The 14,759-nt window shown below is 68.7% G+C and carries 16 protein-coding genes; 14 read left to right on the top strand and 2 right to left on the bottom strand.

The genetic code is table 11. The features are described from left to right. Position 1: 1 nt before the first annotated feature. Together flgK and C566_RS0118385 are read right to left on the bottom strand one after the other, a co-directional pair. Positions 2-1,414 carry a flagellar hook-associated protein FlgK gene (gene flgK, locus C566_RS0118390; protein ID WP_018775826.1) on the bottom strand — a complete coding sequence of 471 codons (1,413 nt, stop codon included), beginning with the start codon at positions 1,412-1,414 and terminating at the stop codon, positions 2-4. Between the two features lie 10 nt (positions 1,415-1,424). Then, positions 1,425-1,913: a flagellar protein FlgN gene (locus tag C566_RS0118385; protein ID WP_018775825.1), complete on the bottom strand. Its 489-nt coding sequence runs from the start codon at positions 1,911-1,913 to the stop codon at positions 1,425-1,427. Positions 1,914-2,206: 293 nt separating this feature from the next. Here C566_RS0118385 and C566_RS0118380 point away from each other — a divergent pair, with 293 nt between their 5' ends. The 14 genes from C566_RS0118380 to C566_RS0118315 all read left to right on the top strand — a co-directional run bounded on the left by C566_RS0118380 (position 2,207) and on the right by C566_RS0118315 (position 14,746). Beyond that, positions 2,207-3,376 carry a flagellin N-terminal helical domain-containing protein gene (locus C566_RS0118380; RefSeq protein ID WP_018775824.1) on the top strand — a complete coding sequence of 390 codons (1,170 nt, stop codon included), beginning with the start codon at positions 2,207-2,209 and terminating at the stop codon, positions 3,374-3,376. A gap of 150 nt (positions 3,377-3,526) precedes the next feature. Then, entirely contained in the window at positions 3,527-4,855 is a 1,329-nt protein-coding gene (gene fliD, locus C566_RS0118375) for a flagellar filament capping protein FliD (RefSeq protein WP_018775823.1), read from the top strand. Beyond that, the gene (locus C566_RS0118370) at positions 4,852-5,361 is read left to right on the top strand and encodes a flagellar export chaperone FliS (RefSeq protein WP_018775822.1); all 510 of its coding nucleotides are present in this window, start codon (positions 4,852-4,854) and stop codon (positions 5,359-5,361) included. The genes fliD and C566_RS0118370 overlap by 4 nt, the downstream gene beginning before the upstream one ends. Further along, complete coding sequence (locus C566_RS21780; protein ID WP_051533238.1) at positions 5,354-5,779, top strand: hypothetical protein; 426 nt, start codon at positions 5,354-5,356, stop codon at positions 5,777-5,779. The genes C566_RS0118370 and C566_RS21780 overlap by 8 nt, the downstream gene beginning before the upstream one ends. Positions 5,780-5,924: 145 nt before the next feature. Next, a complete protein-coding gene (gene flgB, locus C566_RS0118360) occupies positions 5,925-6,266 on the top strand; it encodes a flagellar basal body rod protein FlgB (RefSeq protein ID WP_018775820.1) in 342 nt (113 codons plus the stop codon). After that, positions 6,266-6,658: a flagellar basal body rod protein FlgC gene (locus C566_RS0118355; protein ID WP_018775819.1), complete on the top strand. Its 393-nt coding sequence runs from the start codon at positions 6,266-6,268 to the stop codon at positions 6,656-6,658. The genes flgB and C566_RS0118355 overlap by 1 nt, the downstream gene beginning before the upstream one ends. Then, positions 6,658-6,969 (top strand): flagellar hook-basal body complex protein FliE, encoded by a 312-nt coding sequence (gene fliE / locus C566_RS0118350; protein ID WP_018775818.1) that lies wholly within the window; start codon positions 6,658-6,660, stop codon positions 6,967-6,969. The genes C566_RS0118355 and fliE overlap by 1 nt, the downstream gene beginning before the upstream one ends. Then, positions 6,969-8,573 carry a flagellar basal-body MS-ring/collar protein FliF gene (gene fliF, locus C566_RS0118345; protein ID WP_018775817.1) on the top strand — a complete coding sequence of 535 codons (1,605 nt, stop codon included), beginning with the start codon at positions 6,969-6,971 and terminating at the stop codon, positions 8,571-8,573. Before fliE ends, fliF begins: the two co-directional genes overlap by 1 nt. Then, complete coding sequence (gene fliG / locus C566_RS0118340) at positions 8,570-9,586, top strand: flagellar motor switch protein FliG (protein WP_018775816.1); 1,017 nt, start codon at positions 8,570-8,572, stop codon at positions 9,584-9,586. The genes fliF and fliG overlap by 4 nt, the downstream gene beginning before the upstream one ends. Next, the gene (locus tag C566_RS22195; protein ID WP_018775815.1) at positions 9,576-10,283 is read left to right on the top strand and encodes a FliH/SctL family protein; all 708 of its coding nucleotides are present in this window, start codon (positions 9,576-9,578) and stop codon (positions 10,281-10,283) included. Before fliG ends, C566_RS22195 begins: the two co-directional genes overlap by 11 nt. Then, positions 10,280-11,608, top strand: coding sequence for a FliI/YscN family ATPase (locus C566_RS0118330; protein ID WP_018775814.1), 1,329 nt, complete (start codon positions 10,280-10,282; stop codon positions 11,606-11,608). Before C566_RS22195 ends, C566_RS0118330 begins: the two co-directional genes overlap by 4 nt. Continuing rightward, positions 11,605-12,039, top strand: a complete 435-nt coding sequence (locus tag C566_RS0118325; protein WP_018775813.1) for a flagellar FliJ family protein — start codon at positions 11,605-11,607, stop codon at positions 12,037-12,039. Before C566_RS0118330 ends, C566_RS0118325 begins: the two co-directional genes overlap by 4 nt. Then, positions 12,036-12,767, top strand: a complete 732-nt coding sequence (locus C566_RS0118320; protein WP_018775812.1) for a C40 family peptidase — start codon at positions 12,036-12,038, stop codon at positions 12,765-12,767. The genes C566_RS0118325 and C566_RS0118320 overlap by 4 nt, the downstream gene beginning before the upstream one ends. Next, positions 12,764-14,746 carry a flagellar hook-length control protein FliK gene (locus tag C566_RS0118315; RefSeq protein ID WP_026266837.1) on the top strand — a complete coding sequence of 661 codons (1,983 nt, stop codon included), beginning with the start codon at positions 12,764-12,766 and terminating at the stop codon, positions 14,744-14,746. Before C566_RS0118320 ends, C566_RS0118315 begins: the two co-directional genes overlap by 4 nt. The last annotated feature ends 13 nt before the right edge of the window (positions 14,747-14,759 follow it).

Raw genomic sequence — 14,759 nt, 5'->3', positions numbered from 1 at the left:
TCTATCTTCCTACCAGTCCGGTGCGGTTGATCAGAACGTCCAGGGCTTCGTCCACAGCCGTCATGACGCGGGCGGCGGCCTGGTACGCGTGCTGGTTGGTGAGCAGGCTGACGTTTTCCTCGTCGAGGCTGACGGACGCCTGCGAGGCGCGGTTGGACTGCGCGGAGATCTCCGCTGCCGAGCTCAACGCTTCATGCTGCTGGGCGCCGCGTGACTGCACACCGATCCCGGTGACGATGTTTGCCCAGGCGCTGTCCGGAGACCCCGGCCCAGTGCCAAGCTGTGAGATCTGGTCGGCGAGGCTGCCGTCCAGGTTCCCCGCACCCGCCACGCCGACCGCGACTTCCGCGGCGGCCTTGGGCACAACGGCGAGGGCGAGGGCAGCAGGGCCCGCGGCCGCCGGGTCGAAAAAGTTGCCCGATGAAGTACCGGCTGAGGTCCGTCCGCCGAAGTGAAGGGCGTTGACCGCGTCCCGCAGGTCGCCGGCGAACTTGTTCAGTGACTGTGCGGCCGAATCGATGGCGCCGCCGTTCGCTGCAGGGGCCAGGACGGACAACGCGCCGGCGATCTCGCCGTCGGCGACGGCGATTGCCGCGCCCGGCCGGTCCGCCCACTCAAGCTGCACGGCGGTGCCGAGCTTGTCCGCAGTCTGGGTTCCGGAGAGGGCGAGGGCCCGGACGGAGCTGCCCATCACGAGGGCGTTTCCGCCGACGTGGACATCCACGGTGCCGTCGGCCTGTTCCCTGACGGTGCCGCCGGTCAGCCGGGAGATGGTCTCGGTGAGCTTGGCCCGGGCGTCGATCAGCTCGTTGGCGGATCCTCCTGCGGCGAGGGTTGAGCGGATGCTGGTGTTGAAGGCGGCCACCTGCGTGGCGGCGGCATTGACGGCGTCCACGGCGCCTTGGGCCTGGCCACGGACGCTGCTCCACTGGTCTTCAAGGGAGCGGTAGGAAGAGGAGACCTTGGTGGCGAGGTCGTTGCCGGCCTGCAGGACCAGTCCCTTGGCTGCGGAGTCGTTGGGCTGGTTGGCCGCGCCTTGCCAGGCCGACCAGAAGCCCTGGAGCGCGGTGGAGATGCCGTTTTCGCCGGGTTCCTGCAGCATGCCTTCGATCCCCTGGAGCGCGGAAGACCGGGCGCTGGCGTAGCCGGACTGGGCCGCCGTCGATCGGACGCCCGAGTCAAGGAAGCTGCTGCCCAAGCGTGCGATGCCGTCCACGGAGACGCCGTTCCCGGCCTCGGGGCGGCCCGAGCCGAACAGGCCCTGCGCGGGAGCCACAATTGACGACTGCTGGACGCGCTGCCGGGTGTAACCCTCGGTGGCGGCGTTGGCGATGTTCTGCCCGGCCACGTTCATGCCCTGCTGGGCGGCGGTCAAGCCACGGTAGGCGGTGTTCAGGGCGCCGAAGGTACTCATGGTCGCTTCCTTAGAATTGCTTGTCGAAAATACGCGAGGCTGCGGTTTCCCCGGTCTTGCCCTGGGCGTCATAGGTGCCGGCTGCAGCGGTGGGCCGCAGATCGGCGAGGGATTCCTGGGTGGAACGGACTGCGGTGCGCAGGTACTGCTCGTTGGAGTCGCGCAGTTCCTTGATCAGTGTCGTTTGGTGGGTCAACGCCGTCAGATGAGCCGTGAGGATCTCGGACCAGGCGCCTTCCGGCGCGGCAGCGGCGAGTTCGCCGAGGGACGCGTCAGTGGGCAGCCCCCAGGTTTCGGCCACGACGGCGGCTTCGATGGTGCGGGCCAGGCTCGCCTTGGAGAGGTGTTCCAGGACCTGCTCGACTTCCTTGGTGCCGTGGGGCAGCCAGCGGGATTTCCCGGCGGTGAGCAGCAACTGCTCTTCCTCCAGCTTGAAGGTGAGAACGTCCAGGAGTTCACGCTCCCGCCACAGCAGGGCTGAAAGTTCGTGGATGGCCATGGTCCGGACGGCTCCCTCATGTGTGAATGGTGCAGATGACTGGTGCGGTGGTGCCGGGGCGTCGATTTCATCGTGCGGACGATTCAGCCTTCAGCAGGGTTCGTAGAAACTATCGGCAGGGGTGCGCCATCCGTTAGCGGCAATAAGGCTGATAACAGTCAGGAGCAGCCCGGGCGTTGAACTGAAAAACTCTTTTGGAATCTTCCTTACGTGTGCTGGGCAAATGGCGATAACTACTCGTGAAGGCCCACGGATGGGCCATCGCACATCGTCCCAATCATGGAGGAAACATCATGGGAATGCAGATCAACACCAACATGGCTGCGAACAACGCTTACCGCAGCCTCGCCAATACCCAGACCGACCTGTCCAAGTCGCTGGAAAAGCTTTCCAGCGGCCTGCGCATCAACCGCGCCGGTGACGACGCGGCCGGCCTGGCAATCTCCGAGGGCCTGAAGTCCCAGATCGGCGGCCTCACCGTCGCTTCCCGCAACGCCCAGGACGGCATCGGCCTGGTCCAGACCGCTGAAGGCGGCCTGAACCAGACCCACTCCATCCTGCAGCGTCTGCGTGACCTGGGTGTCCAGGCCGCTAACGACACGAACAACGCCGATTCGCGCGCAGCTATCAAGACCGAGGCAACCAGCCTGGTCGAGGAACTGGGCCGGATCTCCGGTTCCACTGACTTCAACGGCACCAAGCTGCTGAACGGCGACAACTCCAACCTGAAGATCCAGGTCGGAGCAAACAGCGACGCCAACAGCCAGATCACCGTTGACCTGTCCGGTGCGAACGTCAAGGCGATCGCCACCACGCTGAACCTTGGCGCGCTGGCAAGCGGCGGCAGCACCTTCGACATCGCGGACGCGACTGCCCTGGCCGGCGCGGCTACCTTCACGTCCACGAAGGACGGCGTCGTCACGACGGTTACGACCGCTGACTTGGGTAGCTCGTTCACCAGCGTCGAGGGTTACGCCGATGCGCTGCGCGGGGACGCCGACTTCTCCGCCAAGTTCACCGTTTCCGTTGAAAAGGATGCCAACGGCGCCGGCACCGGCATCGTGGTTCAGGCCAAGGACGGCGGCACGCTGCTCGACGCCGACAACGGCACCGCAGGTACCGGCCTCGCCGCCGGAGCCGAGACGGCTTCCGTCGGTACGGGCCTCGACTTCACCAGCGCCGCCAAGGCCCAGGCGTCCATCAAGTTGATCGACCAGCAGATCGTCGCGGTCTCAACGGCTCGTGCAGACCTGGGTGCCACCCAGAACCGCCTCGAGTCCGCTGTGCAGACGATCAACGTGGCCAAGGAAAACCTGACGGCTTCCAACTCCCGTATCCGCGACACGGACATGGCTGAGGAAATGGTCAAGTTCACCCGCAACAACATCCTGTCCCAGGCCGGCACCGCAATGCTGGCCCAGGCAAACCAGTCCAACCAGGGTGTACTGCAGCTCCTGCGCTAAACCCCTGCGGGAAGCGATCACTTCGGTGACTTCCGCTAGGTAGTTCAGGCTGCACGTGGCGCCCGGGGAGAGAGTTCTTCTCCCCGGGCGCTGTGCAGTACCACCAGCCATTACTGATTCAGCCAGCCATTGTTCTAAGGAGTTGTAGGCATGGGACTTTCTATTGACGGACTTTCCAGCGGTTTGGACACCACAGCCCTGATCAATTCCCTCATGGCCGTGGAAGCAATCCCGCAAAGCCTCATCAAGAACAAGGCTGCAACTGTCCAAACCCGCATCTCGGCCCTGCAAGGACTCAATACCGCCGTCGCGGACCTCGCAACCAAGGCCGGCAAGCTCTCCGACCCCAAAAGCCTGGAACTGTATTCCGCCTCGAGCAGCTCCGCCAAAGTCACCACCACGGTCGGTACCGGGGCGAAGCCCGGTGCGGTTGATTTCACCGTCTCGCAGCTGGCCCAGACCCAGGTCTCCGTTAGCAAGAACCTCGCCGCGTGGCCTTACACCACCATGACGGTCACCGGTGAAGGCGGCCAGGCCATCACAGTCACCCCGCTCACTTCCTCCCTGGACGACGTCGTTTCCGCCGTGAACCTCTCCGGCGCCGGCATTGTCGCATCGAAAGTTTCCGTGGGCGGCGGCGAGTACAGGCTGCAGTTTGCCTCGTCCAAGACCGGCGTCGCCGGCGGGTTCAGCATCGCCGATCCGGACGGCACCGCCGGCCTGACCAAAGTGCAGCCTGCGCAGGACGCGCAGATCAAACTGTGGGCGGGAACAGCTGCCGAAGCGACGCTCAGCTCCGCCACCAACACCTTCGCGGATGTCCTCAGTGGAGTCTCGATCACCGTCTCCGAGGTCTCTGCCACTCCGACACGGGTCACAGTTGCCCGTGATAACGCCCAGATCAGCAAGGCCGCCTCTGATCTGGTCAGCTCGGTCAACGCAGTCCTGGCACAGATCGGCACCAAGAGCGCCGTGGTCAGCAGCACCGACGCCTCCGGCAACCCCGTCACCTCAGGCGGCGTGTTCACCGGAGACAGCACCATCCGCAATGTCAACGCCGCGATCCTCGCCGCCGCGTCCCAGCCCTTGAACGGAAAGTCGCCGTCTGAGCTTGGCATCAGCGTCACCAAGACCGGGACGATGGAATTCGACGCCACCAAGTTCGGCGATGCCTTGGCGAAGGACCCGGCCGGAACGATGGCGGCCGTGGCCACCATTTCGGGCCGCGTGGCGGACGCCGCCAAGCAGGCCTCTGATCCCGCCACTGGGCTGCTGAGCACCAAGATCAAGGGACAGCAGTCCACCGCGAAGGACTACACCGAGCAGATCGCCGACTGGGACGACCGCCTGGAGATGCGCCGGACCACGCTGCAGCGGACGTACTCCGCGCTGGAGGTCGCTCTCAGCGGCATGAAGGCTCAGTCGTCATGGCTGTCCTCCCAACTCGCCGGACTCTCTTCAGGAAGCTCTTCATCATGACTCTGAACTCCTTCGGCGGCGGCTACGGCAGTGCCGGCCAGCGGAACCAGTACCTCGCCGACTCGGTCCTGTCGGCCCCGCCGGCACGCCTGCTCACCATGCTCTACGACCGGCTCCTGCTGGACCTGGGCCGGGCGGAAACGGCGCAGCACGCTGCCGACTGGGCCACCGCATCGGAAAACCTGCTGCACGCCCAGGCCATCGTGTCCGAGCTGTCCTCCTCCCTCAAGGTCGACGCATGGGACGGCGCCAACGGGCTGCTGGGGGTCTACAACTACGTCTCCACGGCACTGATCAATGCGAACATCCAGCGGGACCCGGCCCTGACCCGGGAAGCGATCGAACTCTTGGAGCCCCTGCGGCAGACCTGGCACGAGGCCGCTGCCGCGGCACCCGTGCCGGCAACCCCCGCGGCGTTTCCCGCCGCAGCTCCAGCCGGTTTCCCGGCAGCAGGGGCCTGGAACACCGGGCCCGGAACAGGCGGCGGGAGTCTCGGCTTTGGCTGAACAGGCATACTCGGATATCGGCCTAGGGGGAGCCGGATCCAACGACGCCGCTTCATCCCTTCCCGGCAAGATCCCTGAAGACACCACCTTGGCAGCTTGGATGGCCGTCCTGGATGTACTTGAAATGGCGGTGCAGGCCGCCGAGCGGACCCTGAAAGATCCGCTGGGCCCGCTGTCCGCGCCCGCGGGATCGGTGGCGGAACCCCGGCCGGAAAAGCGCTGGTCTCCGCCGTCGATGACCGGGCCGTTGCCGGCGACCGCCCGGCGCCGCGCCGTCGCCCTGGCAGCGGCACAGGAACGCGTTGCCCTCCGGCTGGAAGAGGCGCGGCTGGGCGTCGCCCGGCAGCTGCAGGCGGTCTCGTCCGTGCCCGGTGTGGGGGAGTCCGCCGGGGCCCTGTACCTGGATGTCAACGGCTAGGAATCCCGGGTTCCAAAACATCTGAAATCCTCTCCTGATTTCGCCTAACGCGGCGCTGAGCAGTGCCGATAACCACTGTAAGAGCACGGATCGCTCGATTACCGGCCACGGATCGGCCACCCCCACCTTTCCCAGGCAGGACTCTGTGCTCGAATCCGTGACTTCCGCCGCCCTGGCCAGCGCCATGGACGGGCTGGCACTGCGCCAGCGGACCATCGCGAACAACATCGCGAACGTCAACACGCCGAATTACCACGCGAAGCGGGTCAGCTTCGAGGACGCCCTCGCTGCGTCGGTGCAGTCCGGGAGCGGCCGCGTCCAGGCAACCACGGCGGAATCCCTGGAGCCCACCCAGCTGAACGGCAACAACGTCAACCTGGACACCGAGACCCTGTCCAACATCGACACCGTGCTGCGGTTCCAGTTCGCCGCCCGCGCCGTCAACACCGAATTCACCGCCGTGCGCTCCGCCCTGAGGACCAGCTGATGACCTTCGACGCAATCGGCATCGCCGGCTCCGCCCTCACCGTCCACCGCAAGTGGCTCGATGCCGTCTCGGACAACCTCGCCAACATGAACAACGCCTCCGCCACGTCCGGCCCCGCCTTCCAGGCCCGGTACGTCGAGGCCGCAGAGGGCTCGGAGGGCTCGGGCGTGTACGTCAAGAGCACCCAGCTCGGCGATGCCGAGGGCAGGATCGTCTACCAGCCGGACCACCCGCTGGCGGACGCCAACGGCAACGTGAAGTACCCGGACATCGACATGGCCGAACAGATGGGTGCGCTCATCATTGCCCAGCGCGGCTACCAGGCCAACGCGCAGGTGGTGGATCGCGCCCGCGAGACCTACATGGCCGCCCTTGAGATTGGACGCTCCTAATGACTGTCGCCCCCTTCGCCCCCGTCCAGGGCGTCCTGCCGACAAACTATGTGACAGGCGCCGGAGCGGCCCCCGTTGCCGGCACTGACGGCTCCGCCTTTGCCACTTCCCTCACCGGCGCGGTGGATAACCTCCAGCAGCTGCAGTCGACGTCGAACCAGCTGGCTGTCTCCGCAGTGACCGGCAACCTGGATGACATCCACAACGCCACGCTTGCCGCGACCCGCGCCCAGGTGACGCTCGAGCTCATGGCCACCGTACGCAACAAGGGCGTTGACGCGTTCAACGAGATCATGAGGATGCAGGCCTGATGCCTCCGCAGATTACCGCTTTCTTCCAGCGCCTCGGCGCGGGCCTGAAGAGCTTCACCGCCGGCCAGCGCACCATCGCCGTGATTGGCGCCGCCCTGCTGGTGGTGGGCATTGTGGCCCTGTCCGCCTGGCTTACCCGCCCCGTGCTGACCCCGCTGTTCTCCGGCCTCCAGACCACCGACGCCAACGGCATCGTCGAACAGCTCCGCAAGGACAACGTTCCGTACGAGCTCAGCGACGGCGGATCCACCATCCTGGTGCCGCAGGACAAGGTCTACGACGAGCGCCTCAAGGCAGCGGCCGCGGGCCTGCCGACTGCCGCCGCCACCGGGTACTCCCTGCTGGACAAGATGGGCGTGACGTCCTCGGAGTTCCAGCAGTCCGTCACCTACAAACGCGCCCTCGAAGGCGAACTTGCCAGCACCATCTCCGCCATGGACGGCGTGAAGACCGCCGCCGTCCGGCTCGCCATCCCCGAGAAGACAGTGTTCGTGTCCAAGGCCCCGGACACCACCGCCTCGGTGTTCATCGAGACCGACGCCGGCGCCACCCTGTCCAGCGACAGGGTGCAGGCAATCGTCCACCTGACCTCCGCCGCCATCGAAAACCTCAAGCCCTCCAACGTCTCCGTGGTCGATTCCCAAGGCAACGTGCTCTCCACCGTCGGCGGCGGGACCGCGGGATCATCCACCAAGCAGGCCAGCGACTACCAGCAGCGCACCTCCGACGCCGTCCGGGCCGTCATGGACCGTGTGGTGGGCCCGGGCAACTCCACGGTCGCCGTTGCCGCCGACGTGACAGGCGAATCGGCCCAGCAGAAGAGCGAGACCTTCTCCAACGCCGAGGGTGCCCTGCCGCTCAGTGAATCGTCCAAGACCGAGACCTACACCGGAACCGGGGGAGGCGCCGCGGGCGTCCTCGGCCCGGACAACATCGCCGTTCCCGGCGGCACGAGCGGCAACGGCAACTTCGATTCCTCCACCGAGACCAAGAACAACGCGGTCAACAAGGTCACCGAGGACCGGGTCATCCCGGCCGGTGCCATCAAGCGGCAGACCATTTCCGTCGCCGTCAGCCAGGCCGCCGCCGGCGGCCTGAACCTGGCCTCGCTGAAGAACCTCGTCACCTCCGCCGCCGGGGCCGACACCGCGCGCGGCGATGTGGTCACGGTCGAGGTTGTGCCGTTCAGCACCGCCGCCGCCGACGACGCCGCCAAAGCGCTCGCCGAGGCCCAGGCCAACGCCGAAGCCGAAAAGCAGGCCGCGTTCTTCGGAACCCTCGTCACCGCCGGCAGCATCCTGCTCGGCCTGCTGATCCTGGCCCTGGTGGTCACGATCATCCTGCGGCGCCGCCAGAAGCGCGAGCCCGTGGACCTCGGCGAACGCCTGGACCTGGAGATCATGCCGGTGGCCCCGCCCGTGGTGGCCCTTCCGCCGGCGACGTCGGCGATCCCGATCACCGCCCTGCCCCCGCTTCCGGGCCCGAGCACAGAACAGCTGGAATCCGAGCGCCGCCGGTTTGAAATCGACAACATGGTCGCCGCCAACCCGGAACGGGCCGCGGACTACCTGCGCAGCCTCATGGATGACAGGCAACCGGCATGAAAGCAACCGATACGCCCCTGACCGGCACCCAGCGCGCCGCCGTCGTCCTGATGCAGATGAGCCCCGAGAACGCCGCCAAGGTCATGGCCCAGCTCACGGACACCGAGGCGGAGGAGATTGCCGGCGAGATCGTCAAGCTCCGGAAGGTGGACTCTGACGTCACCGAGCAGATCATGAAGGACTTCCACCAGGCCGCGCTGACAACCACGCGCCAGGCCCGGGGCGGGCGGGAACTCGCCGAGGGCCTGCTGGAGGCCTCCTTCGGCTCGGAAAAGGCCGCCGGGCTCATCAACCGCCTGACCGTCAACATGGCCGGCAAGTCCTTCGAGTTCCTCGAAGACATCGAACCCGTGCAGATCCTGGCCCTGATCGACGGCGAACTGCCGCAGACCATCGCCCTCGTCCTCGCCCACCTCAGCCCGCGCAAGGCCTCGGCCGTGATGTCCGGGCTGCCCGGCTCGCTGCGGGCCGACGTCGCCCTCAGCATCGCCACCATGGGATCCGGCGCGCCTGAGGCGATCGGGATTGTCGCCGACACCCTCAAACTCCGCGGCGGCGCCGCCGTATCCCAGCAGGCCTCGAAGGTGGTGGGCGGCATCCAGCCGCTGCTGGAGATCATCAACCGAACCGACGCCGGCACGGAACGATCCGTGCTGGACGGCCTGGACCTGCTCGATCCCGACCTCGCGGTGGAGATCCGGGCCCAGATGGTGACGTTCGACGACATCGTGAAGCTGGAACGCCGCGACGTGCAGCTGGTGCTGCGCGGACTCGACGCGGCCGTCCTGGCGATGGCGATGAAGGGCGCCTCCGAGCCGGTCCTAGAAACCATCACCACGAACGTCTCCGGGCGCAACCTGGAAATCCTCGAATCCGAGATCGCCGCCCTGGGACCGCTGCGGGCCTCGCAGATCGAAGAGGCCCGTGCCGCCGTCGTCCGGTCCATCCGCGAACTCGAGGCCGAAGGCCAGATCACCATCCAGCGCGGGGACGAAGAAGACTATGTCTACTGACAACGCCCCGGCGCGCGTCGTCTTCCCGTCGCTGCGGGCCAACGGCCCGGCCGCCGAGCAGGCCGGCTACACCGAAGGCCACGCCGCGGGCTACGCCGCCGGGGTGCGCGCCGCCGCGAAGGAACAGCGCCGTTGGCGGGACCGGATGTCCGCCGAACAGGCTGCCTCCCTGGCCGCCGGACAGCAGGACCTGGACCGTGCCGTGCGCGCCCTCGCCGTCGCCAGGACAGACTTTGCGCACCGCAACGTGCAGGCGCTGCAGGATGCCGAAGAAATCCTGGCCCGCACGGCGCTGGAACTGGCCGAGGCCATTCTCGGCTACGAACTGGCCGAAGGCACCCGGACCGCCCGGGCCGCCCTGGCCCGCGCCCTCTCCGGGAATGACTCCGCCACGGTGCTGGCAATCCGGCTGCACCCGGCGGACATCGACGTCCTCAGCCGGGAAGGCCAGGAACTGCCCGCCGGGCTGCCGCTCATCGCGGACCCCTCCCTCGGCCGCGGCGACGCGAAGGTCGAATACCAGCAGGGCTGGTTCGACGCCAGCCTCCGCACAGCCCTGGGGCGTGCCCGCGCGGCGCTGCTGGGAGAGGCAGCGTCGGCAGAAGCCCTGCCGGGAGACGCCATGTTGGGAGACACAGTGCTGGGAGCGTCCGGCCACGCAGAATTCGACGCCGGCGCCTACCGGGGCCAGGCATGATCGCCGAGTGGCGGCCCAAGGGCGCCGACTATGCCGCCGCGCTGGCCGCGGCCGCCCCGCAACGGGTCGGCGTCGTCACCTCGGTTATCGGGCTGGGCCTGGAAGTGTCGGGTCTGGACTGCGCCCTGGGTGACCTCGTGACCGTGGGAGAGAACCCGGGCCTCGACGCCGAAGTCGTCGCGGCGCTGGACGGCTCCGTGCGCTGCATGCCGCTGGGCCGGCTGGCCGGCGTGGCTGCCGGTGACCCGGTTCGCGCCAAAGGCAGCGCGGTATTGGTTCCCACCGGGCGGGGCCTGTTCGGCCGGGTCCTGGACGGTCTGGGACGCCCGATCGACGGCAAGGGTCCGCTGCTCAGCGGGCCGCGCGTGCCGATCGACAACGAGGCACCGAACGCCATGAAACGCGCCCGCATCGACACCGCGCTGCAGACCGGCGTGCGCGTCCTGGACACCATGACCACGCTCGGCAAGGGCCAGCGCATGGGCCTGTTTGCCGGTTCCGGCGTCGGCAAATCTTCCCTGCTCTCGATGATCGCCCGCGGTACCGACGCCGAGGTCTCGGTGATCGCCCTCGTTGGCGAACGCGGCCGCGAAGTCCGCGAGTTCCTCGAAGACGACCTCGGCGCCGCCGGCCTGGCCCGCTCCGTGGTGGTGGTCGCCACCTCCGACGAACCCGCCCTCATGCGCATGCGCGCAGCCTTCACCGCCACCCGCATCGCCGAGTCCTTCCGCGACCAGGGGCAGGATGTGGTCCTCATGATGGACTCCCTGACCCGGGTGGCCATGGCGCAGCGCGAGATTGGCCTCTCGGCCGGCGAGCCCCCTGCCACCCGCGGCTACCCGCCGTCGACCTTTTCCATCCTGGCGCGGCTGCTGGAGCGCGCCGGCACGGCCGAAACCGGCTCCGTCACCGGCATCTACACCGTGCTGGTGGACGGCGATGACCACAACGAGCCCATCGCCGACGCCGCCCGCTCCATCCTGGACGGCCACGTGGTGCTGGATCGCAGACTCGCCGTCACCGGGCACTTCCCGTCCGTGGACGTGCTCGGATCCGTGTCCCGGGTGGCCAGCAAAGTCAATTCCCGGCCGCACCTAGACGCCGCCGCCACACTCCGCCGGGTCCTCGCGGCCCGCAAGGCGGCACAGGACCTGATCGACGTCGGCGCCTACCAGGCCGGGACCAACCCACTGGTGGACGCAGCGCTGAACCACGAGCACGCCGTCAGCGGATTCCTCCAGCAGCCGATGGACGAATCCACGGCCCACCCCGAGTCCTGGCAACGGCTCGGCCACCTCACTTCGATCCTGGGAGCAGCAGCATGAACCGCGAATTCTCACTGGCCGGCCTCCTGCGCCTTCGCCAGCTCCAGCAGGACCAGGCGGCAACCGGGCTGGCGCGCGCCCGCTCACGTTCCAGCTCCGTCCGGGTCCGCGAAGCCGCCGCCCGCCGCGAACTTGCCGCCACGGATGACCCCATCTCCAGCTCGGCCTCCCTGCGCGCCGTCGCCGCGGCCCGGTCATCCGCGCACAGCATGCTCGCGGACCTGCAAAACCTCACCCACCTGGCCGAGGCCGACGAAGCCAACGCCCGCGCCGAGTTCATCGCTGCCCGCACGCGGTCCGTGGGCCTGGAAAAACTCCAAGCCCGGCACGACGCCGAGGTCAACTCCGCGGACCTGCGCGCCGAACAGTCGGCCCTGGACGAGGTTGCCTCGACGCTCTGGCACCGCGATGAGCAGCAGGTGAAGCCATGAGCATGACCGAGGCGATCGGCCGGATGCAGGGAATCCAGTCGATGATCGCGGAATTGAGCCGGCCCGCGGCCACGGAAACCAGCGCCGCCGCGGCCAAGGCTGCGGCTGCGGCCTCGCTCGCGACCGCAACCGGCACCGGCGACTCCGCCACGTTCACCCAGGCACTGGCCGCGGCACTGGGCGGCAGCGGCGCAACGGACACCGCCTCCCTCACGGACAGCCTCGGCCTGGGCACCTCATTGGGCACCTCTCTGGGTCTTGGCGGCACATCGGGACTGGGTGGCGCTGCGGCGGCCGGGACCGCCGCGCTCACCGGCGCCCAGGCATCCGGATCCGTACACACCGGTGGGTCCGCGACGGGCAATGACGTGGTGGCCGTGGCGAAGAAGTACATCGGTGTTCCCTATGTGTGGGGCGGCACCAATCCGGCCACCGGCATGGACTGCTCCGGCTTCACCCAGCGGGTCTTCAAGGACCTCGGCGTGGAGCTTCCCCGCGTGGTGAGCGACCAGATGCGCCAGGGCACCCCGGTGGCGTCCCTCGCCGAAGCGAAACCCGGGGACCTCCTGGTGAGCTTCGGCGGCAACCACATTTCCATCTACCTAGGCAACGGCAAGGCGATCGACGCGCCCGTGCCCGGCAAGACCGTCCAGATCCGCGATGCCTGGGAGCAGCAGTCCAACCTGACCTCCATCCGGCGCATCGTTCCCGCAGGGGCGGCATCATGAAGGCGGCATCGACGGAGCTTGCGGCCGCGCTGGCGGCGCCGGTCCGGGCGGCCCGGCAGGGCGCGGACCCGCGGCCCGGCAACGACAACGCAAAGACAGCCTCCGTGTCCTTCGACTCGGTCCTCAATGACGTCCAGGGCGCAGCAGGCAACAGCACCGCGGCAGAGCCCGGCGCCGCGAAGGCCGTGCCGGCGCCCGACGACGCGGCGGCCGAAACGCCGCAGCACGGCGGCGGCACGGACGGTGCTTCGCTGACCGGCACCGCTGCGACCCCTGCTCCGCCGGCCGACGCTGCTTCCGCGGCCGTACCGGGGACCGACGCCGTTTCGTCCGGCAGCGCCAGCCTTGCGGCCCAGTACGCCCCAGCCCATTACGGCACGGCCGAATTCCTCCCGGCCCAGTCCGGCACGGCCGAATTCGCGCCAGCCCAGTTTGTCTCGTTTGGGCAGCTTGGCCAGGTTGCGCAACTTGGTCAGGCTGCGTTGCCCGGACAGCCGGCACCTGCCGTTGCCCCGGCGTCGGACAGCAACGACGGCTCCCGCGCTGCCGCACAGGCCGCCACTGCGTCCGCGACCTCGGCGGTTCTTCCCGACGAAGTGCCGGCCGCCGCTGCGCAGGACCCGGCCGTCGCGACCCCGGGATTGGCCGCCTGGCGTCGCCACACTCCGGCCGTCGTGCCCGCTGCGACCATGCCGGACGGTATGCCGAGCGCCGTTGTGGCCTCGCAGACCGCTGGCGCAGACGCCTTTGCCGACACATCCGACGGGTCCAATGCAGCCGCCGGCCGGACTGGGCAGGATCCTGCCCTGACGGCTGCGCCCGTCAATGCCGTGAGCACCGCACCGGCTACAGTTGCCGCAGCGCCGCTGTCCGCGGTACCGCCCAAGGCTGCACCGGCAGGGCAAACCCCGGCAGGGCCGGTGCAGGCCACCGCCACAGCGTCGGCCGCGTCGGCGGCACCGAGCGGGGCAGCGGCGGCACAGACCGCCCAGGGACTTGGTCCCGTGCTTGGCGCTTTGCCGGCGGCCGCCGCCGCGGCCGTGCCCGCGCCGGCGCCCAATGACGTGGGCGCCGCCGCCGTCGCCACCGTCGCCGCGTCCGCGCCCGGACAAGCGCCGTCGGTGCCGACCCCCTCGCCCGGTACTGCCCGGTCCAGCAGCGCCCAGGCCGGCACCACACCCTCCGGCAGCACGTCTCCCGGCACCGCACCCGAAACCGCATCCACACCGGCAGCCACGCTGGCATCCGCACCTGCGCCGGCGCACGCCGGTATCCTGGCGGACCCCGTCGCGACACCCACGCCCACCGCCGCAAGCGCTCCGTCCGATCCGGAAAGCGGAGCCCCTGCGGCCGCCGTAATACCCGTTCAGCAAACTGTGGCGGCGGCAACCGTGGCCCAGGCAGTGCCCCAGCCGGCTGCCCAGATTGCTGCCCAGCCGGCGTTCCAGTCGGCGTCCGCGCCGGCACCCCAAGCCGCGGCACCCCTCCAGCCCCAGCTGGCCAAACCGCTTTTCACCCTCGTGGGGGCACCCCATGGCCAGCACATTATGACCCTCAAGGTCAGCCCGGAAGATCTCGGTCCGCTGACCGTCCGGGCCCAGATCGACGCCGCGGGCGTGCGGATTGAGCTGTTCGCCCCGGGGGAGGCGGGACGTGAAGCGGTCCGCGGAATCCTGCCCGAACTCCGCAGGGAACTCCACGGCGCCGGATTCGGGGCCAGCCTTGACCTCTCCGATCACAGCGGTCCCGGGTTCGGACAGCACGGTGCCCAGCACGGCACGGGCCAGGACCGGGCCGGTACCGGCGGCCAGTTCGCCGCCGGCCGGGACCCCGGCGGCAACGGCTCCGGCCCGGGCGGCCGGAACGGGCCGGCCGAGCCGCGGCCCGGAAACCGCTGGGATGCGCTGGCCGATGATCAGGCCATCCGCACCGCCAGGCTGTTGAACGGCCCCCAGACCACCCTCGACATTCTTGTCTGACACGAAGGAACGC

It is taken from the genome of Arthrobacter sp. 131MFCol6.1 (assembly GCF_000374925.1).
In the GTDB taxonomy this organism is placed as follows: domain Bacteria; phylum Actinomycetota; class Actinomycetes; order Actinomycetales; family Micrococcaceae; genus Arthrobacter.
The sequence above is the reverse complement of the archived record's forward strand: the minus strand, read 5'-3'. Positions and strand labels throughout refer to the sequence as shown.

Coding starts and splice junctions, on each gene's coding strand:
- C566_RS0118315 (WP_026266837.1), top strand. CDS start 12,764: ATGAAGGCGGCATCGACGGAGCTTGCGGCCGCGCTGGCGGCGCCGGTC.
- fliE (WP_018775818.1), top strand. CDS start 6,658: ATGACTGTCGCCCCCTTCGCCCCCGTCCAGGGCGTCCTGCCGACAAAC.
- C566_RS0118355 (WP_018775819.1), top strand. CDS start 6,266: ATGACCTTCGACGCAATCGGCATCGCCGGCTCCGCCCTCACCGTCCAC.
- fliF (WP_018775817.1), top strand. CDS start 6,969: ATGCCTCCGCAGATTACCGCTTTCTTCCAGCGCCTCGGCGCGGGCCTG.
- C566_RS0118330 (WP_018775814.1), top strand. CDS start 10,280: ATGATCGCCGAGTGGCGGCCCAAGGGCGCCGACTATGCCGCCGCGCTG.
- C566_RS0118380 (WP_018775824.1), top strand. CDS start 2,207: ATGGGAATGCAGATCAACACCAACATGGCTGCGAACAACGCTTACCGC.
- fliG (WP_018775816.1), top strand. CDS start 8,570: ATGAAAGCAACCGATACGCCCCTGACCGGCACCCAGCGCGCCGCCGTC.
- C566_RS0118385 (WP_018775825.1), bottom strand. CDS start 1,913: ATGGCCATCCACGAACTTTCAGCCCTGCTGTGGCGGGAGCGTGAACTC.
- C566_RS22195 (WP_018775815.1), top strand. CDS start 9,576: ATGTCTACTGACAACGCCCCGGCGCGCGTCGTCTTCCCGTCGCTGCGG.
- C566_RS0118320 (WP_018775812.1), top strand. CDS start 12,036: ATGAGCATGACCGAGGCGATCGGCCGGATGCAGGGAATCCAGTCGATG.
- C566_RS0118370 (WP_018775822.1), top strand. CDS start 4,852: ATGACTCTGAACTCCTTCGGCGGCGGCTACGGCAGTGCCGGCCAGCGG.
- flgK (WP_018775826.1), bottom strand. CDS start 1,414: ATGAGTACCTTCGGCGCCCTGAACACCGCCTACCGTGGCTTGACCGCC.
- C566_RS0118325 (WP_018775813.1), top strand. CDS start 11,605: ATGAACCGCGAATTCTCACTGGCCGGCCTCCTGCGCCTTCGCCAGCTC.
- fliD (WP_018775823.1), top strand. CDS start 3,527: ATGGGACTTTCTATTGACGGACTTTCCAGCGGTTTGGACACCACAGCC.